This window comes from Novosphingobium sp. BL-S-20 (assembly GCF_055521635.1).
In genome coordinates, this window is record NZ_CM145494.1 from 1,970,683 (window position 1) to 1,989,261 (window position 18,579).

At 65.4% G+C, this 18,579-nt stretch carries 16 protein-coding genes; 7 read left to right on the forward strand and 9 right to left on the reverse strand.

Annotated elements, in window-relative coordinates:
- The first annotated feature begins 31 nt into the window (after positions 1-31).
- Positions 32-907, forward strand: coding sequence for an SDR family NAD(P)-dependent oxidoreductase (locus tag ACZ1II_RS16920; protein ID WP_465144785.1), 876 nt, complete (start codon positions 32-34; stop codon positions 905-907).
- Here the strand turns inward: ACZ1II_RS16920 and ACZ1II_RS16925 are convergent.
- Together ACZ1II_RS16925 and ACZ1II_RS16930 are read right to left on the reverse strand one after the other, a co-directional pair.
- Positions 882-3,728 (reverse strand): ATP-binding protein, encoded by a 2,847-nt coding sequence (locus tag ACZ1II_RS16925; protein WP_465144786.1) that lies wholly within the window; start codon positions 3,726-3,728, stop codon positions 882-884. The two genes, ACZ1II_RS16920 and ACZ1II_RS16925, sit on opposite strands and share 26 nt — an antisense overlap.
- Before the next feature lie 82 nt (positions 3,729-3,810).
- Positions 3,811-4,902: a redoxin domain-containing protein gene (locus tag ACZ1II_RS16930; RefSeq protein WP_465144787.1), complete on the reverse strand. Its 1,092-nt coding sequence runs from the start codon at positions 4,900-4,902 to the stop codon at positions 3,811-3,813.
- A gap of 225 nt (positions 4,903-5,127) precedes the next feature.
- On the opposite strand from ACZ1II_RS16930, the gene ACZ1II_RS16935 reads away from it, so the two are divergent.
- The 4 genes from ACZ1II_RS16935 (at position 5,128) to ACZ1II_RS16950 (ending at position 8,477) form a co-directional block, all read left to right on the forward strand.
- A complete protein-coding gene (locus ACZ1II_RS16935) occupies positions 5,128-6,411 on the forward strand; it encodes an epoxide hydrolase family protein (protein WP_465144788.1) in 1,284 nt (427 codons plus the stop codon).
- A 26-nt stretch (positions 6,412-6,437) separates the two neighbouring features.
- A complete protein-coding gene (locus ACZ1II_RS16940) occupies positions 6,438-6,851 on the forward strand; it encodes an organic hydroperoxide resistance protein (protein WP_465144789.1) in 414 nt (137 codons plus the stop codon).
- Between the two features lie 15 nt (positions 6,852-6,866).
- The gene (locus ACZ1II_RS16945; RefSeq protein ID WP_465144790.1) at positions 6,867-7,658 is read left to right on the forward strand and encodes an alpha/beta fold hydrolase; all 792 of its coding nucleotides are present in this window, start codon (positions 6,867-6,869) and stop codon (positions 7,656-7,658) included.
- Positions 7,659-8,027: 369 nt separating this feature from the next.
- Complete coding sequence (locus ACZ1II_RS16950) at positions 8,028-8,477, forward strand: hypothetical protein (protein WP_465144791.1); 450 nt, start codon at positions 8,028-8,030, stop codon at positions 8,475-8,477.
- Between the two features lie 484 nt (positions 8,478-8,961).
- Here ACZ1II_RS16950 and ACZ1II_RS16955 read toward each other — a convergent pair whose 3' ends face one another.
- From ACZ1II_RS16955 to ACZ1II_RS16970, 4 genes are all read right to left on the reverse strand, one after another.
- Positions 8,962-9,498 carry a cytochrome P460 family protein gene (locus ACZ1II_RS16955; protein WP_465144792.1) on the reverse strand — a complete coding sequence of 179 codons (537 nt, stop codon included), beginning with the start codon at positions 9,496-9,498 and terminating at the stop codon, positions 8,962-8,964.
- The gene (locus ACZ1II_RS16960; protein ID WP_465144793.1) at positions 9,495-10,535 is read right to left on the reverse strand and encodes an alpha/beta fold hydrolase; all 1,041 of its coding nucleotides are present in this window, start codon (positions 10,533-10,535) and stop codon (positions 9,495-9,497) included. The genes ACZ1II_RS16955 and ACZ1II_RS16960 overlap by 4 nt, the downstream gene beginning before the upstream one ends.
- Positions 10,536-10,591: 56 nt before the next feature.
- Positions 10,592-12,520: a CocE/NonD family hydrolase gene (locus ACZ1II_RS16965; protein ID WP_465144794.1), complete on the reverse strand. Its 1,929-nt coding sequence runs from the start codon at positions 12,518-12,520 to the stop codon at positions 10,592-10,594.
- A 66-nt stretch (positions 12,521-12,586) separates the two neighbouring features.
- Positions 12,587-13,537, reverse strand: a complete 951-nt coding sequence (locus ACZ1II_RS16970; protein ID WP_465144795.1) for a LysR family transcriptional regulator — start codon at positions 13,535-13,537, stop codon at positions 12,587-12,589.
- 83 nt (positions 13,538-13,620) lie between these two features.
- Between ACZ1II_RS16970 and ACZ1II_RS16975 the strand changes: the two genes are divergently transcribed.
- Positions 13,621-14,421, forward strand: a complete 801-nt coding sequence (locus tag ACZ1II_RS16975) for an SDR family NAD(P)-dependent oxidoreductase (RefSeq protein WP_465144796.1) — start codon at positions 13,621-13,623, stop codon at positions 14,419-14,421.
- Positions 14,422-14,483: 62 nt separating this feature from the next.
- Here ACZ1II_RS16975 and ACZ1II_RS16980 read toward each other — a convergent pair whose 3' ends face one another.
- The 3 genes from ACZ1II_RS16980 to ACZ1II_RS16990 are packed head-to-tail and all read right to left on the reverse strand — an operon-like array spanning position 14,484 to position 16,891.
- Positions 14,484-15,491: an SMP-30/gluconolactonase/LRE family protein gene (locus ACZ1II_RS16980; RefSeq protein WP_465144797.1), complete on the reverse strand. Its 1,008-nt coding sequence runs from the start codon at positions 15,489-15,491 to the stop codon at positions 14,484-14,486.
- Positions 15,488-16,603, reverse strand: coding sequence for a Gfo/Idh/MocA family protein (locus tag ACZ1II_RS16985; protein ID WP_465144798.1), 1,116 nt, complete (start codon positions 16,601-16,603; stop codon positions 15,488-15,490). Before ACZ1II_RS16985 ends, ACZ1II_RS16980 begins: the two co-directional genes overlap by 4 nt.
- A 21-nt stretch (positions 16,604-16,624) precedes the next feature.
- Complete coding sequence (locus ACZ1II_RS16990) at positions 16,625-16,891, reverse strand: response regulator transcription factor (protein ID WP_465144799.1); 267 nt, start codon at positions 16,889-16,891, stop codon at positions 16,625-16,627.
- 328 nt (positions 16,892-17,219) lie between these two features.
- On the opposite strand from ACZ1II_RS16990, the gene ACZ1II_RS16995 reads away from it, so the two are divergent.
- Positions 17,220-18,566, forward strand: coding sequence for a GntP family permease (locus ACZ1II_RS16995; RefSeq protein ID WP_465144800.1), 1,347 nt, complete (start codon positions 17,220-17,222; stop codon positions 18,564-18,566).
- Positions 18,567-18,579 lie beyond the last annotated feature (13 nt).

An 18,579-nucleotide genomic window follows, 5' to 3' on the forward strand; every position in this document is an offset into this window, starting at 1 on the left:
TGAACCTTACCCTCCATCGAAAGTTACGATCATGCAGAAGACCTGGATCATCACCGGAAGCGCCCGCGGCCTTGGCCGCGCCATTCTCACCGCCGTGCTGGAAAACGGCGACAACGTGCTCGCCACTGCCCGCGACACCGCACAGCTCGCGGACCTCAAGGCGCGCTACGGCGACCGCCTTGAACCCTTTGCGCTCGATGTGACCGACGAGGCCCGCACTGCCGAGGCGGCAGCGGTCGCGATTGCCGCCTTCGGGCAGATCGACGTGCTGGTGAACAACGCGGGCTACGGCCATTTCGAAGCGTTCGAGCAGAAGTCCCCCGCCGATTTCCGCGCCGAAGTGGAGACCAACCTGTTCGGGGTCGTCAACATGACGCGCGCGGTATTGCCCTTCATGCGGGAGAAGCGTGCAGGCCACATTCTCAACATTTCCTCGGTGGGCGGACGGGTCGGTACGCCGGGCGTTTCCGCCTATCAGGCCGCGAAATGGGCGGTCGGCGGTTTCACCGAAGTCCTGCGCGGCGAAGTCGCCCATCTCGGCATCCGTATCGCCTCGCTGGAGCCGGGCGGCATGCGGACGGACTGGGCGGAAACGGCGGGGAATGCCGCCGCTGGCAGCGTCCTGCCCGACTACGTCGATTCCGTCGGCGCGACGCGGGAGCGGATCAGGGCCTATGCCGGCAACGAAGTGGGGGACCCGGCCCGCATCGCGCAAGTGATCCTCGACATCGCCCAGCGAGATGACGTGCCCGCCCATCTGGTGCTGGGCACCGATGCGCTGGCTTCGTTCGACGCCGCCGAAGCCGAGCGCCGCGATGCCCATGCCCGGTGGCTCGACGTCAGCCGTGCCACCGTGTTCGGCGGTCCCGAAGGCGAGGCGCTCAGCGCACTGCTGCCCCCGGGCTGACGTCATGGGCGAGCAGGCCCGCCCGGTCGGTAGCGGCGCGCATTTCCCAGGCATGCGCGCCCTGCTCGCGGGCGATTGATCCGGCCTGCTCCAGCGCGGCGAGCGCTTCTTCCGCTGCGCCTCCGGCACCGGCGATGGCCGCCTTGACCCTGAGCAGTTCGGGCAAGGCGATCCGTTCGCCGGTCTCGGTGCAGCGGGCGATCGTGGCGTCCACCAGTCGGCGCGCTTCGGCCAGCCTGCCGCCTGCGGCCAGTCCGCGTGCAAGCGCGATCGAGAACGGCGTCGTCAGCAGTTCGTAGCGGGCGCCGCGCAATTGCGAGAGGCTGTCTTCCAGAGCCTCGACGGCCTCGGCATAGCGGCCATGTTCGATGGCCAGTTCACCCCCGAAACCTTGCGCCGCCGCGATGTAAGGGCCGAAGGCATCGGTCTGCGCGCACTCGCGGAACGTGCGGAGCGCCGATTCGGCCCGCGCGATGTCGCCCATCCATAAGTGGACCGACAGCGACCAGATCAGCGCGATGCAATGGGTAACCGGATGGTCGAGCGCTGCCGCCTCGGCCACGGTCTGTTCGGCCAGGTGCTGTGCGGCCTCCGGCTCTCCCGTCAGCCACAGCACACGGGCCAGCGCTATTCCCGAGCGGTTTCTATGATCGAACCCGTAAGCGATGGTAAGATTGCGCTCCGACGGCGCGCTGTTCTCAAGCGCCCGCTCCAGATCGCGGCGCGCGCGGATCTGGTCGCCGGCGAGATGATGGGAAATGCCCGAGAGCGAATAGGCAACGGCCAGCGCTTCCGGGTCGCCGATCTCTTCCGCCACGGCGATCGCCTGCCCGGCGTGGGCCGTGGCGATAGCATATTCGCCGATCCGCTCATGGAAGATATGGAGGCGGCCCAGCATGCAGAGGCGGCTCCAGCGATCGTCCACCAGAGTGGCGACTTCCAGCCCGCGGGCCAGGGCCATGCCGGCCTCGGGGCTGTTGCCCCGCGTAAACATCAGGGCGATGCCGAGCGCGCCCTGCAATTCGAGTTCCATCGCCGTTCCGCGCTGCTCCGGTTCGAGCGCGGCAATGGCGCGGGCGGCCCAGGTGCGGCACTCGACGAGGTGCGACAGATTGAGGAACACCCGCATGCTCGCCGTTGCCAGACGCACGGCGAGGCGGATGTCGCCCTCCGGCCCGAAGCTCCAGTCGAGCGCGCTGCGAATATTACCCAGTTGCGGACGCAGCGAGCGGGTATCCTGAAACGCGGCGCTGTCCTGCGCGGCGATGGCTTCCAGTTCGGAAAGGAAGAACATCGCGTGGCGGCGCGTCGCGGCCCGGTGTTCCTCGCTCCCCCGCGCCGCCAGCTTTTCCCGCGCATAGGCACGGGTCATTTCCAGCAGGCGATAGGTGCCGGAGCCTCGCGCGCGGTTGGCGGCGATCAGCGACTTGGCAGCCAGATCGTCCAGCGCCATCGCCGCCTCGTCAGACCCCAGGGCCGCATCGGTCACGACATCGAGCGCCGCATCGACGGAGAACGGCCCCACGAAGACGCCCAGCCGGTCCAGCACCGTCCGCTCCGCAGGCGACAGCAGATCATAGCTCCAGTCCAGCGTCGCGCGCAGGGTCTGCTGGCGCGGCTGCGCGGTACGGCGGCCGGACCAGGCAAGGCTGAAACGCTCGCCGATCTGGCGCGCGGTCGCCGCGATTCCGTGGGTGGCGACGCGCACGGCGGCCAGTTCCATCGGCAGCGCCATGCCGTCCAGCCTCTGGCACATGTCCGCGATCAGCAGCGCATCTGCATCGCCGATTTCCAGGGTGCTGTCGGCGGCGCGGGCGCGTTCGCAAAACAGCTCCACCGCCGGATAGGCCAGCAGTTCCTCGCGCGTCAGCCCTTTGGTCTCCTGCGGATAGTCCAGCGCATCGAGCCGGTGGACATGTTCGCCCAGCGCCCGCAGCGGCTCGCGCGAGGTGGTAACGATGCGGACTTGTGGCGCGGCTTCGATGATCCGCTCGACGATTTCCGCCGCCTGCTCGATCACATGCTCGCAATTGTCGAGCAGGAGCAGGAACGGCCCGCCGCGCAAGTGGCCGAGGATGACGGCAGCCGGATCGCCGCTCTGCACCGAAATGCCCATGGCGCCCGCGATCATCGGCGGCACCAGCGCAGGGTTCTCCAGCATGCCGAAATCGACGAAGGCCGCTTGTCCGCCGAAATGCGCGGTCAGGCGATGGCCGATCTCGATCAGCAGAGAGGTCTTGCCGACGCCGGCCGGACCGGCGATCGTGAACAGCGGGGTATCGACCACCCGGGCCAGCAGCAGATCGACATCCCGCTCGCGGCCGATCAGATGCGGCAAGGGCGGGGGAATGTTCGTGGTAAAGCCTGCCGAAGCCGTCTGGGCGGCCATCACAGGAGCCTCCTGCCGCTCCGTTTCAAGCCGCTCGACCGGCGCGACGAAGGCATAGCCCACGCCGACTTGCGTGGCGATGAAGCGGCTGCCGTCACCGTCCGCGCCTTCGCCCAGCAACTTGCGCAGGCCCGCCATGTGGAAACGCAGGCTGCCGTCCTCGACGACGACATCGGGCCAGACCCGCTTCAGCAGCTCGCGCTTGGAAAGAACCCGGCCGGGCTGTTCGGCAAGGGCCACGAGAAGATCGAACGAACGCCCGCCGATCTCCACCGGCTGCCCGTCCCGCGTGAGCAGGCGTTTGGCCGGATGAAGGCGGAAACGCCCGAAGGCCATGCCCGCGCCCGGTTCCTGCCGATCGAACGGTGTCCCGTCCGAAGCCTGACTTTCGCGATCCACCACTATGCCGTCCTGCACCATATCCAAGAGCATGCCGCCGGGCGACATGTCCGGGCTACCTATACGAAGGTTTCCCGTGGCGGGAGGGCAATCTGGGGACGGCGCTGCGGAGAGATCAGCCGAAAGTGAACGAATAGGCCCGCACACCGGAGCGGGAGAACTCCACTCGCACGGTGCGGTCGGACACGGAACCGTGCTGGCGAACGAGTTGATAGAGCCTATCCTGCCGCAGTTCCCCCCAGCCTGCCGCGTCGGTGTCGGTGCCATGGTCGGCGCCGGGGGCCTTGCCGTCGATCGTCACCCGGAAGCGAACCGGCTGTCCATCGGCAGGAGCACCCAGCACGGCATGAGCGTCGCGCGCGTGGAAGCGGAAGCGGATCGCGCCGCGGGGCGCGTCGAGCCGGGCGAACTCGCGGGTGACGGTCCAGTTCCCGGCAAGGTCCCAGCGGTTCGGCAGAAGCGATGCGGCCGGAGCATAAGTGGCCGGATCGTCGCGCAGCAAGCCTCCCGGAGAGGCGAAGCCCCGCGCCTTGCCATAACCGATATAGGCCTCGGGCGATTGCAGGCTCGCCCAGTCTGCCTGCGCTTCCACACCTGCCGCCTCGATCGGGGTTTCAGGGACGCTCGACACATCGTGCCCGGCTTCGGCGAGGAGCTTGCGGATCAGTTGCTCCGCCTCGGCGTAGTTGCCCTCGCCCACTGTGTAGCCGCGCACGTGGCCATTGGCATCGATGAAGTAGAAGCCCGGCCAGCCCTCGTTCCCAAAGGCTCGCCAGACGGCATAAGCGTTGTCCTGAAGGTTCGGATAACCGACGCCGAGCGCCTGTGTGACGGCGCGCACTTTGACGGGGTCGTGCTCGAAATCGAACTCGGGCGCATGGACGCCGATGACGGCCAGGCCCTTGTCGCCATAGCGCTCGTTCCAGGCGCGCAAGTACGGCAGCGCGCGCAGCGAGTTGATGCACGAATAAGTCCAGAAATTGACCAGCACCACTTTGCCGCGCAGCGAAGGCGCGGCTCCGTCCAGCCACGGACGCGCATCCTGCAAGACTTGCAGCGGGCGCGGCATCGCATCGATGGGGGCAGAAGCAATGGCATCGCCGTCTGCCGGAGCACGGGCCAGCGCCTCGCGCCAGCAAGCAGCCGTGGTGGTGCCCGCCGCCATCAGGGCAGCGGCGATGAAGCCTATCGAGCGGTTCGTGGTCATGGCGGCTATCTTTCGAGACTGTTGATCTGGATGAAGATCTAGGCCGCCCTTCGCCGCAGTTCACGCCAGATGCTGATGGGCGACGTTAGTCCCTGTCAGGATGCAGTGACCGAAGCCTCCCTCAGGCACACGCTAACACGGCATTATGGAAGCTAACGGGCTTCCGGCATGCGCCTCTTCTATCTCCCAGCCATCGGATCGGATGATCGCTGGAAGGATCAGAAAATGTTTGCAGGATATGCCACATCGCGGCGCGATTTCGTCGCCCGGATCGGAGAAGGCGCGGCGCTCGCCGGAATAATGACCGCAATGCCCGGCCTCGCCCGCGCCGCGGCTCTCCAAGGCGACGTCCGCCCGTTCCGCGTCGCTGTTCCCGCCGCCGAGATCGCCGCCATGAAGCGCCGGATCGCCGAGACCCGTTGGGCCGACCCGCAGCCGGTCAGCGACGACAGCCAGGGCGTGCGCCGACAGACCTTGCAGCCGCTGATGCAGTACTGGGCCGGCGCCTACGACTGGCGCAAGGTGGAAGCCCGGCTCAATGCCCTGCCGATGTTCATGACCGAGATCGACGGGCTGGACATCCACTTCATCCACGTCCGCTCGCGCCACGAAAACGCGATGCCGCTGATCCTGACCCATGGCTGGCCGGGTTCGGTGCTGGAGTTCCTGGACGTGATCGCCCCGCTCACCGATCCCACCGCGCATGGCGGGCGGGCGGAGGACGCCTTCCACCTCGTCATCCCCTCGATCCCGGGCTTTGGTTTCTCCGCGAGACCGGCGGTGCCCGGCTGGGGTTCGGACCGGATCGGGCGGGCATGGTCCACGCTGATGCTGCGCCTTGGCTATGACCGCTATGTCAGCCAGGGCGGTGACTGCGGCTCGGTGATCTCGCAGCGCATGGCCTTGCAGAAAGTGCCGGGGCTGCTCGGCATCCACCTCAACATGCCCGCCGTGGTGCCTGCCAATGTGGCCCATACCCTCGCCGCCGGAGACCCCGCCCCGGCGAGCCTTTCGCCCAAGGAACGCGCCGCCTTCGACCAGCTGGAAGCATTCTACCGCGACAATGCCGCCTATGCCGCGATGATGAACACGCGGCCCCAGACCATCGGCTATTCGCTGGTGGATTCGCCCGTCGGCATGGCCGCGTGGATATACGAGAAGATCGCGCAGTGGACCTATAGCGACGGCCAGCCCGAGCGCGTGCTGGGCCGCGACGCGATCCTCGACGACATCTCGCTCTACTGGCTGACCATGACCGGCGCCTCCGCCGCACGGATCTACTGGGAAGACCACAGCAACAACTTCAACGCGCGCGGCGTGATCGACCTCCCGGTCGCAATCAGCGTCTTCCCCGGCGAGATATTCCGCGCACCCAAGAGCTGGGCCGAGCGCTGCTACACCAACCTCTACTACTTCAACGAAGTGAGCGATGGCGGCCACTTCGCCGCCTGGGAGCAGCCCGCGCTCTTCACGCAGGAACTGCGCGCCGCCTTCCGCCCCCTGCGCTGATCCCCCCACACAACAGGAGAAAATCCATGTCCGACAGCAAGACCCTCTACACCGCCCATGTCCACGTGACCGGAGGCCGCGAAGGCGCCGCCCGCAGTTCCGACGGCCACCTTGACGTGAAGCTCTCCACCCCCGGCACATCCGGCGCAGGCACCAACCCGGAGCAACTGTTCGCCGCCGGCTGGTCCGCCTGCTTCGAAGGCGCCATGGCGATCGCCGCGAAGTCGAGAGGCGTAGACCTTCCCGAAACGCTGGCCATCGACGCGCAAGTGGAACTGCGCCACGGCGACGACGGCTATGCGCTGGCCGCAAGGCTCGATGTCAGCGTGCCCGGTCTCGACCCGGACCTTGCCCGCCAGATCATCGAGGCCGCCCATCGCACCTGCCCCTATTCGAAGGCGGTGAAGGGCAATATCGACACTGTCGTCGCCCTCGCCTGAACTGGAGAACAGCCCATGAAAAAGATGCTTTTCGCTGGCGGGCTCACGCTCGCCGCTGGCCTGCTGGCACCCATGGCTCAGGCGCAACCCGCCCCGCCGAGTGCAAAGCCCACCGTGGTTCTCGTCCACGGCGCTTTCGCGGATTCGTCGAGCTGGAACGGCGTGATCGCCGCGCTCCAGCATGACGGCTACACCGTCATCGCCGCGCCCGACAACTTGCGCGGAGTCCGCGCCGATGCCGATGTCGTGGCGGACGTTGTGAAAAGTGTGTCCGGCCCGGTCGTGCTGGTGGGCCATTCCTATGGCGGATCGGTGATCAGCGAGGCAGCCGAAGGCGCGCCCAACGTCAAGGCGCTGGTCTATGTCGCCGCCTTCGCGCCCGAGGCGGGCGAGACCGCACTGGGGCTGACCGGCAAGTTCCCCGGCAGCACGCTGGGGCCAACGCTCGCCCCGCCAGTGCCGCTGGCCGGTGGCGGGAACGACCTCTACATCCAGCAGGGCCGCTTCCCCGCCCAGTTCGCCGCCGACGTGCCCCAGGCGCAGGCCCGCCTGATGGCCGCCGGGCAGCGCCCGATTGCCGATGCCGCGCTTTCCGAAGCCTCGACCGCTCCGGCGTGGAAGCATGTGCCTTCGTGGTTCGTCTATGGCGATGCCGACCGCAACATTCCCCCGGCGGCGATGCAGTTCATGGCCCAGCGTGCCGCTGCGCGCGAGACGCTGGTGGTGAAGGGCGCCTCGCATGTCGTCATGGTCTCGCACCCGGCGGAGGTGGCGCAACTGATCGAGCGCGCGGCCAAGGCGCCATAAGTCAAAGCCGCGCGTCTCATTATCCCCGCCCCCTCCCGGTGTGGCGCACAACTGCCCCCGGCGGCCGCAAGGCTGGCCGGGGGTTTTACGCGCAGCCGCCTCCTCCCGCTCAGGCTGAGCGGGGTCGGGTTAAAACGCGGAGCGGCAGGAGACGCCCCGATGCAGACATTCAAGAAAGACAATCATCGATCTAAAATCAGACGTTTATTTTGAGGTATGTTACTTATGCGATCGACCTCACCTCGAACATCCCATTCCTTATCGCTGAGGTCGCTGATAAGACGGTGAGGCGGTAATCAACGTCAAGCAGGTTGGGAATTAATGCGCTCGGTAATTGCAGTCCTTCTTTGTTTTATGCCTGCAGAAACAATGGCTCAAGCTCAGCCACGAAGCAGCGTGCTGGATGCTCTCGCGGGTTTTCAAACTACGGAACATTGGATGGTCGGCGGGTACAAGGATCGCTGCGGCATGACCTATCGTGGTCCATCAATGGTGTTAAACGGCCAACCAGATTTTACTACCATCGTTGGAGGCAAATCGTTCTTATCCTTCAGTCACCGCATGACGAAGACGGATCAAACCCCGGTTGGCATGTATGAGGTTCGCATTGAGCAAACCATCTTGACTGTTCCGGGCGAGCCCTATTCCGATGGAAAAGGGTTCAGGTTGATTCTTCCAGCAGAATTTTACCAAACGCTCGCAGTCGGTGGCGAGATGACGGTAAGCCGCGAAGGGGCGAAAATTGTTCAATTCATGTTTGAGCCTGATGCAAAAGTGCCTGAGGTAATGCGCAGTTGTTTTCCAAAACTGCATCCATAGAGCTTACAACCAAGCCGTGGAGTCATGCGCCCACGGCCACATCCTGAAACCAACGGCAGCTTTACTAACTACCTCTCACCGATAGTAGTCAGGCTGAAAACCACCCCGAACAGACATTAGCCGGCCAACTCCCACTTCGTCATTTCCGCGAAGGCGGGAATCCAGTGGCGGTCTATCCATGTAAGCCGTGGCTTCTTGAAAAAGCCTTGAGTTGCCTAATCTCGTGCGAATTTAATGTCTAAGCGCCGCGCTGACTGGATTCCCGCCTTCGCGGGAATGACGAAGTGGGGCTGCAACCCACCCAAATCAGACCTCCCCACCCGCTCAGGCTGAGCCTGTCGAAGCCCCCTGAGGTGTGGCGCAAGGCTGCCCATCCTTCGACAAGCTCGCAGATGAGCGGGGTGTATGGGGCGACGTTGGCTTCCCAACCTCACAGCAAGCGCCGCTCCGGCTTCCGCCGTTAAGCGCCGAACGCCGTCCCCATCTACCGCGAATAGGCAGTGAAGACCTGATCGTCCGCAGGCTCCAGCTTGGCGTGGCACGCGGCGCAGGAGCGGGTCAGTGCCTCGTCCGGGTTGGGTTTGCCATTGTCGAACTGGCCGTAGCCCCAGCCTCCGCTGGCGGCGTAGCGGCGCGCGTTCTTGACGCTCACCTGCACATTGGTGGGGGCGCCCGCCACGAAGGACTGCGGCGCCGGGAACACCGCGTCGTTGCGGGGCGAGGATTCGTAGCGCCACGCCAGCCGGACGATCACGGCGCCGTCGGGAAACGGGCGAGTGCCCTCGCGATAGGCCCGCACCGCGATATCGTTGCCGAGGATGGCGCGGATATCGTTGTTCTTGCCCGCCTCGTGCGCGACGCTGATGAGTTTCCAGTCGCGGTATCCCGCGGGAAGCCGCACGCCGTAGACGGGTGCGGCTTCAGGCTCCCGTCCGCGCGCCGCGACGACGGTCGAGAGGCCCAGCACCGCCCCCAACACTGCCGTCGCCAGCGCAAGGCAGCAGGTCGAGATGCGGATCATGCGCTCATCTTTCCGGCGTCGAGCACGGCCTTGGCGAAGGCGGCTGGCGCTTCCTGCGGCAGGTTGTGGCCAATGCCGCCGGTGATCAGGCGGTGCTCATAGGCACTGGCAAACTTCGCACGGTAGGCAGAAGGATCGGGATGCGGCGCGCCGTTGGCATCGCCTTCCATGGTGATCGCGGGGATCGTTACCGGCGGCGCGGCGGCAAGCTGCGCTTCGGCGGCATCGAACTGGTGCTCACCCTCCGCCAGCCCCAGCCGCCAGCGGTAGTTGTGGATCACGATGGCGACATGGTCCGGATTGACGAAGGAGGCCGCCGAAAGGTCGTAAGTCGCATCATCAAAGGCCCAACGGGGCGAAGCCTGCTGCCAGATCAGGCGGTTGAACGCCTTGGTGTTGGCGCCGTAGCCCTCCTGACCGCGCTCGGTGGCGAAGTAGAACTGATACCACCACTGGAGTTCGGCCTTGGGCGGCAGCGGCTTAGCATTGGCGGCCTGACTGCCGATCAGGTAGCCGCTGACCGAGACCAGCGCCTTGCACCGCTGCGGCCAGAGCACCGCCATGATATCCGCCGTGCGCGCGCCCCAGTCGAACCCGGCGACGATCGCCTGCCGGATGCCGAGCGCGTCCATCAGCGCGATGCCGTCTGCCGCCAGCGCCGCCTGCTGGCCGTTGCGCGTGGTTTCGGCGGAGCGGAAGGTCGTGGTCCCATAGCCGCGCAAGTGCGGCACGATCACACGGTAGCCCTGCGCCGCCAGCAGCGGGGCGACTTCGGCGAAGGCGTGAATATCGTAAGGCCAGCCGTGGAACAGCAGCACCGCCGGGCCTGACGACGGCCCCACTTCCACATAACCGATATCGAGCGGCCCTGCGGCGATCTGCCGCACCGGCCCGAAGGGACGCGCCGTGGGGGCGCTGGCGGTCGCAAAAGCCCTGGCCGGAACGAGCCCCGCCATCATCGCGGAGGCCAGCGTGGCGGCTCCGGCCATGAACTCGCGGCGGCGCGGCTGTACGGTAACGGACGATTGATCGGACATGACAGGTCTCCATTGCTACGAGAAGCAAGATAGCCCCGCCGCCGCGTGCCCGCCCGTTAGTTGGCGTGATCTGGTGTGAGCGGCAGCAGAACTTCGCTTCGTGCGTCAGGCCCATGGAACAGGCGCTGCGTGGCCTTGACGTAATCTCCAGGCGCAGCACGGAGCACATTGGCGACGTAGCTCTGCGGGTTGCGGTCGTAGAGCGGGAACCAGCTGGACTGTATCTGCACCATGATCCGGTGCCCCGGCAGGAAGACGTGGTCCGCATCGGGCAGGACGATATCGTAGCGCTCTACCCGGCCGGGGATGATGGGTTCGGAATGCGCGGGGTCCTTGCGGTAGCGTCCGCGCAGGATGTTCATCGAGATCGGCAACTGGTAGCCGCCCATGGCGGGCTGCTCGGGCACGGCGTCCGGATAGACGTCGATCAGCTTGACCACCCAGTCGGCATCGCTGCCGGTGGTCGAGGCGTAGAGATGGGCGACCGGCTGCCCGGCAAGATGCTGGGGCGCCGTGAGCACGGGCGAGGTATAAGTCAGGACATCGGGGCGTGACGCAGCAAAGCGCTGGTCGTCCACCAGCCAGGTATCCCAGCTCGAATCCGGGCCATAGATGGAAAGGTCGGGCTGCGGGCGATAGGGCACCGGCTTGGCCGGATCGCTGATATATTCGTCGTAGCCCGGCGATATGTCCTTTCCACCGATGGACAGCCTGCCGCCCGCATCGAGGTAAAGCGGAAGCGAAGCGCCTCCCGCTGCAGGCCAGTCCGGCAGATCCTCCCATCGATTGTTACCGCTGGCGAAGGCGACGACCCGCGCGATATCGGCTTGCGGTGCACCGTCCTTGAGGTGTTCGTCGAGGAAAGGGATCAGGACATGCGCACGAAACCACTCGGCGGTGCGCTGGCCCCAGTCGAGCGGGCCAAGGCGCGCTCCCGAGCCGTTCTGCTGCCCGTGATACCACGGCCCCAGCACCAGATGCACTTCGCGGGCCTTGGCCTTGACCGCCTGATAGACCGCCGGTGCACCGTAATTGTCTTCCTGATCCCAGAGCCCGTCCACGAGCATGGTCGGTACCGTTAGCGGCTTGCGCGCCAGAATGCGGTCGAGCGCCTGATCCTGCCAATAGGCGTCGTAATCCGGGTGTGCCGCCAGCCGGTTCCAGAATGCCAACTGGTCCATGCCCATGGCCTTGGCCAATGCTCCCGCCGAACCGTAATGCAGGAACGTCTCATAATCGTCCCGCGCGGAGACCGGCCAACGCACTGCAGAATGCCTGTCCGCCGTCTGGTTGTAGATGTAGCTCAGCATCTCCTGGCGGAAGGCGCCGTTGTGGAACCAGTCATCGCCTTTCCAGGTGTCCACCATCGGGTTCATAGGCACCGAAGCCTTGAGAGCCGGATGCGGATCGACAAGGCTCATCAGTGCGGTGAAGCCATCGTAGCTGCCGCCGATCGTGGCGACCCGTCCGTTGCTTTCGCGAACGTGCCGGATCAGCCAGTCGATCGTGTCCCAGGCATCGGTCGAATGATCGGTCTGCGCCGGGTTCAAGGGGCCGCGCAGGGGCCGATTGAGCACATAGTCGCCGCCGGAGGCGAACTTGCCGCGCACGTCCTGCGCCACGATGATGTAGCCGTGCCGGGCAAGGTCGGCATAGCTCGGAAACAGGATATCGCCGAGCTTGGCGCCGTCCTGCTGCGTCGTCATCGCATCGGCACCATAAGGCGTGCGGTCGAGCAGCATCGGCGCCGACGTCAGCCCGTTCGGGACGATGACGACCGTGTGCAGCGTGACGCCGTCACGCATCGGGATTTCGTAAGTGCGGCGCTGATAGTCACGCTGGATCGCAGGCGGAACGAAGGCCGCGGGAATGTCGGAGGCGGACGCTCGCGCCTGCGCGATGGTCGGCAGGCCGGTCACCGCGACCGAAAGGGCTGCACCGAACCCGAGAAGGCCCCGGATATTGGCTTGATTGGGCCTGTGCATGGATTGCCTTTGCTGCTGTGGTGGCTGAGGCCTGCCAACTTGGCAAAGGACGGGTAAAAGCGCCCGTTATGGTCTGTTAGAAGCTGCGACGGCCTCTGCATCCACCGCCCGGGCCATGCTGCGGACCGCATCGACCAGAGCCAGCAAGGCCGAAGAGGTGTTGCGGTTATGGGGGTAGTAGAGGGAGAGAGGCGGTGTCTGCGGCATCCAGCCCTCCAGCACGCTGCACAGACGGCCGGCCGCCAGCGATTCCTCGCACACCGATCGGGCCAGATAGGCTATGCCCAGGCCCTTGCGAGCAGCTTCGAGAAGCAGCAGCTGGTCATCCAGCACCAGCGTTCCGGGCACATCGAGAGCCATGGCTTCACCTCCGCGCTCGAACTCCCAGCGATAGATTCCCCCGCCGGGCAGCATGGCCCGGAGACAAGGATGGTGCATCAGCTCGGCCGGATGCGTGAGCGCGGAGTGCATGGCCAGATAGTCCGGCGCCGCCACCACGCAGAAATCGAGGCCGAATGGCAAGGGCACCGAAACCATGTCGGCAGGCACCGAATCGGCGATCCTTATCCCCGCATCGCATTGCCCGTTCACGATATCGATCAGGCGCGTTTCCGTCGTGAGTTCGATGGCGATCTTCGGATATCGCTTCAGAAACGGCCCCAGGATCGATGAAAGAATCTGATAGGCACCCGTCACCGAACTGTTGATCCGCAGCACGCCCGAGGGTTCGGCGGCGTGATTGCTTGCCTCTTCGGCAGCACGCTCGATCTCCGCCAAAGCCGGAGAAACCCGCGCCAGGAAGGCCTTTCCCGCCGGTGTCAGCGCCACACTGCGCGTGGTGCGATTGAACAGCCGGACACCGAGCCGATCCTCCAGCGATCGTATGGTACTGCTGAGCGCCGTGGGCGAAGTTCCCAACGCTTCTGCCGCCGCCCTGAAGCTGCTCCTGCCGGCGACTTCGAGCGCGGCCTGGATTTCGCCCAGACTGTTCCGACCGATTATCCCGTTATTTCGCACGATGCATCCTGATTGAGCGGACTAATCAAGACAGTCTTTTGCGTCCATTTCCCTGTCCTCAGCAAGAGGCAGGACACTTACTCATGAAGACGAATCTGAATTCCCGCCGCGCCCTCGTGACCGGGGCATCATCCGGCCTTGGCGAAGCGATCGCTCGTATGCTCGCCGAGGAAGGGGCGGCCGTTGTCGTCCATGGCCGGGACGAGGCCCGAACGCACAGCGTCGCCGACGGCATCAGGGCCGCTGGCGGCCGGGCCGATATCGCGATCGGCGACCTTGTCACGGATGAAGGTGCCGACCGCGTTCTCGCCCAGGCGCTTGCCGGTGGCGAAGTGGATATCCTCGTCAACAATGCCGGCGCCTATCATCATCATGACTGGCACACGGCCATGCCCGACAAATGGAGCGAAGCATATGCCGTGAATGTCCTGTCCGGCGTCCGCATGATCCAGCGGATCGTCCCGGCGATGGTTTCGCGCGGGTGGGGCCGGGTGATCCAGATCGGCGGCGGACTGGCCGAACAGCCCACGGCGATGCTCCCGCATTATCAGGCCTCGCTGGCCGCGCGCCACAATCTGGCGGTATCGCTGGCACGCAGGCTGAAGGGCACGGGCGTTACCTCGAACGTCGTCGCGCCGGGCGCCATTCTGGTCCCGGCGGTGAAGACCTTTCTGGAGAATATGGCTCCGCAGCAGGGATGGGGAGAAACCTGGGACGAGATCGAGCAAGGCTGCGTTGCCGATATCGTGCCAAATGACGTCGGTCGGCTTGGACGGCCCGAAGAAATCGCCGCCGCTGTCACTTATCTTGCAAGCGGCTTGGCGGACTACGTGACTGGAGCAACTATCCGCGTCGACGGAGGAACCGTGAGATCGGCCTTCTAGGGCGGGAACTTCCACACGGCACCTTTGAGGTCCTGGCCAGCGATCGGGTGCCGGAAGGGACGTCACGAATGCAGCAGCTCCATCATGGCCAGGCTGTCCGACGAGGTCAGGAACAGCACCTTGCCGCCCTGCCCTATGCTGCAATTGGCGATGGCCTTGCCGGTCTCGATGATGCCGAGCACACGGGCATCGGCCGTGCAGACATGGACGCCGCCGGGGCCTGTCGCAAATACGTGGCCAGAGGCACCGACCTTGATGCCGTCCGGCAATCCGGGCCGGCCGGTGTCGAACTGCGCTTTCATGTCGAGAAACCGGCGGCTCGCGGTCGGCATGCCGTCCGCGCCAAGCGAATAGGCCAGCACTTCCGGCTGCCTTTCATCGGACAGCGAGAGATAGAGCATGCGTTCGTCGGGAGAAAGCGCCACGCCGTTGGGGCGGCGATGGCTGCGGTCGAGCAGATCCACCTTTCCTTCCGGAGAGAGCCGGTAGAGGCCGCAGAATGCCAGTTCGCGCAGCGGGGATTCGTCCCCTTCGGCAAGTCCGTAACTGGGGTCGGTGAAATAGATCGCACCGGACTTCGCCACGCAGACGTCGTTGGGGCTGTTGAAACGCTTGCCTTCGAAGCGGTCCGCCAGTGTCGTGCGCTTGCGGGATTTCAGGTCGATCCGCACAATCGCCCGCGATCCGCTGTCCGCGCCGATCAGGGCACCGCTGCCATCCAAAGCAAGGCCGTTGAGGCCCGGTTCCCGGATACTCGCAGGCACAGGCGTCTGAAGACCGGACGGGCGCAGGAACACTTCCACGCCCTTTGCCTTGCTCCAGCGATGGACCGTGTTCGCGGGGGGATCGGTGAAGAGCAGGCAATTCTCGCTGGGAACCCAGACCGGCCCTTCTGCCCAGCGGAATCCGGAGGCGAGGCGGCGGATCGAAGCGCCCGGCGCCACGATACGGTCCAGTTCCGGATCGAGGCGGCGCACGCTTCCGAAATCGGGCGCGTTTGCAGCAGCCCGTACCGAGTACTGCAAAGGCGCGATAGCGAGACCGGCCAGCATGGTGCGACGATCGATCATGCGGTCAGCCCGATCTCGCGCCGCTCCGCTGCCGAACGATAGATTGCCTCGATGATCCGCATGTCCGCCAACCCTTCCTCACCGGCGACGATCGGCGTCGCGCCGGTCATCACGCATTCCGCCAGATGGTCGAGCTGCGCGGCGAACTGGTTGCGGGCAGGCGACGGCAGAACTCTCGGCGCTGTCACGCCGTCCTTGCGGATCGTCATCGTCTGCCCTGTATAGGAGGTGGCCGGTTCCATCGCGATCCAGCCCTGCGTTCCGTTCACGCGGTAGCCGTTATGCGCCGAACTGTAGCTGGAGATGCAATTGGCCTGAATGCCCGACGGAAACCGCAGCACGAAACTCACGCGGTCCTCGACCCCGGCGAAGCGAGGATCGGAGCGGTCGGTCGTTTCCACCGCGCTTACTTCTGCCGGTTCTTCGCCCGCCAGATAGCGGGCCGCGTTGAGGCTGTAGATGCCGATATCCATCATCGAGCCGCCGCCGGAAAGCGCCTTGTCCAGCCGCCATTGGTTCGGCTGGATGGGAAAGCCGTGCTCGGCGGTGATCAGCCGTGTCGGGCCGACATGGCCGCCGCGCGCCAGTTCGATGGCGAGCCGGTTGTAAGGTTCGAACCGCGAGCGATAGCCGATCATCAGCTTCTTTCCGGCCTTGCTGCTGGCGGCGATCATCGCCCGGCATTCCGCCACCGAGGTAGCCATCGGCTTCTCGCACAGGACATGCTTGCCCGCCTGCGCCGCGCGAATGGAGTATTCGGCATGGAGGCTATTGGGCAGGACTATGTAGACCGCATCGATATCCGGGTTGTCGCGAAGGGAGTCGAACTGGGCGTAACTGTAGCGATGGGTCTTCGGGATGCCGTATTGCGCGCCGTACTGCTCCAACTTGGCAGGCGTCCCGCTAACCAACGCGACCAACCGCGAGTGTTCGCATCCGGCGAAGTTGGGCATGATCTGGCGGGTGGCGTAATAGCCCAGTCCGACGACGGCATAACCGATCTTGCGGCCGCTGCCGCCTTCCGCCGCGAAGGCTCTTGAGGCGAAGCCGGGCGCCAGACCCGCCACCGCCATGCCCGCACCGATGCTGAGGATTTCCCGCCGCGATCCCATGGCCCGTTCCCCCCTGCGAGATCAGGCGCGCGCCAATTGTCCAGCGGCGATCGCCACCTGGGTGCGGTTGCGCACGTTGAACTTGCGCATCAACGCCGTCATGTGAACTTTCACCGTCGCTTCGGCCATGCCGAGTTCGTAGGCGATCTGCTTGTTCAGCAGCCCCGAACGAACGCAGCGCAGGACCTTGAGCTGGGTAGGCGTGAAATGGAGCGTCGTGGCCAATGCCTCGCGCGCGCCTTTATCCTGACTGACGGGAACCGTGCACAGATCTGCAACGAGGTGCATCCCTTTTCTCCCTGACTGACTCGATTCTTGTGGTGCCGCACTGAACCGAAGACCCGCCGCACCGGAGTTCGTTACAGGCTGTGATAAGGGAATCAGTCAGACAGGTTCAAGCAAAATCTGCATCTACGACCTAATTCTTGTAGAATATGTCGATCTTCCAGCTATAACCTGTCCAACAGATTTCGGGTGGCACGACCAACCCGATGACAAGGCAAAGAAGGGAGAGGCGAGGGATGACGCCGTCATTTCGTCGAGCGCAGATGCTCGACCAGCGCAATCGTGCCGCTATTAACGGGTCTGCATCGGCCGATTCCGGATTTCCCCGTCGATGACGCCGGAGGATATCAGGCTCGTCCTGTCCGCGGTGGTCGGTATCGCGCTGTCCATCGCGCTCATCGTAAGATGCCGCTTCCACCCCTTCGTCGGCTTGCTCTGCGGCGCCTTCACGGTGGGCATTCTCGCCGGGATACCGCTGGAGGAGACCGCCAAATCCGTCGAAAAGGGAGCGGGCACGATCCTGGGCGGAACCGGGCTGGTGGTCGCGCTGGGGCTGGGACTCGGCGCCATGCTGCAACTTTCGAACGGCGCCGCCGGTCTGGCCCATGCTGCGCTGCGCATCTCGGGCGTGAAAGGAGCGCCCTGGGCCAGCCTGTTCACCGCATTGCTGATCGGGTTGCCGCTGTTCTTCGAGACCGGCCTCGTGCTGCTGCTGCCGATCGTGGCCTCCGCCGCCGCCGCCCTGCCCAAGGGCATGGATGACGACGAATCCAAACTGCGGCTCATGCTGCCCGCCCTATCCGGTCTCTCGGTCGTCCATGCGCTGGTGCCGCCGCATCCGGGGCCGCTGCTGGCCGTCAATGCCCTCGGCGCGAACCTTGGGCTGACCCTTGCCTATGGCCTGCTAGTCGGTATTCCCACGGCGATCATTGCCGGTCCCGTGCTCGCCCGCTTTACCGCGCGCGGGGTCAAGCTCAGCCCTCCCCTGCTCGCGCCCGAGACGGTCGATGTGCCGACACCCTCGGTTGCTCGCGCACTGACCGCCGTGCTGCTGCCGGTGGTGCTGATCGCCGCCGGGCAGGCCGTCGCGATCGCCCCTCCCGGCATCGCTGCCGGACTGGTCTGGCTCACCTGGATCAGCGATCCGGTGATCGCTCTGCTGCTCGCCAACCTCGCCGCCTTGCCGCTGTTGTTCGGCGGACGCTTGGGCGAGCGCCGCATCCAGGACGCGATCTGGCTGGAAGCCATGGCGCCTGCGGGCGGCATCCTGCTGGCGATCGGTGCAGGCGGCGCACTCAAGCAGGTTCTGGTGACGGCAGGTCTTTCGGAGATGCTGGTCCGCCTCGCAGGTGACGGCGCAATCTCCCCGATCCTGCTGGCCTGGGGCGTGTCGGTCTGCATCCGTCTCGCGACCGGATCGGCCACCGTCGCCACGATCACCACGGCGGGCGTGATGGAAGGCCTCGTCGCCACCTCCGGCGTCGCGCCCGAGTGGATGGTGCTCGCCATCGGCGCCGGATCGCTGTTCTTCTCCCACGTCAACGATCCCGGCTTCTGGCTGGTGAAGAGCTATCTCGGCACCGACATGCCCGGCACCTTCCGCACCTGGTCGATCATGGAGACCGTCGTTGCGGTGGTCGGCCTGCTGCTGGTGCTTGCGGCGAGCAGCGTCATCTAACAAAGGGGTGACA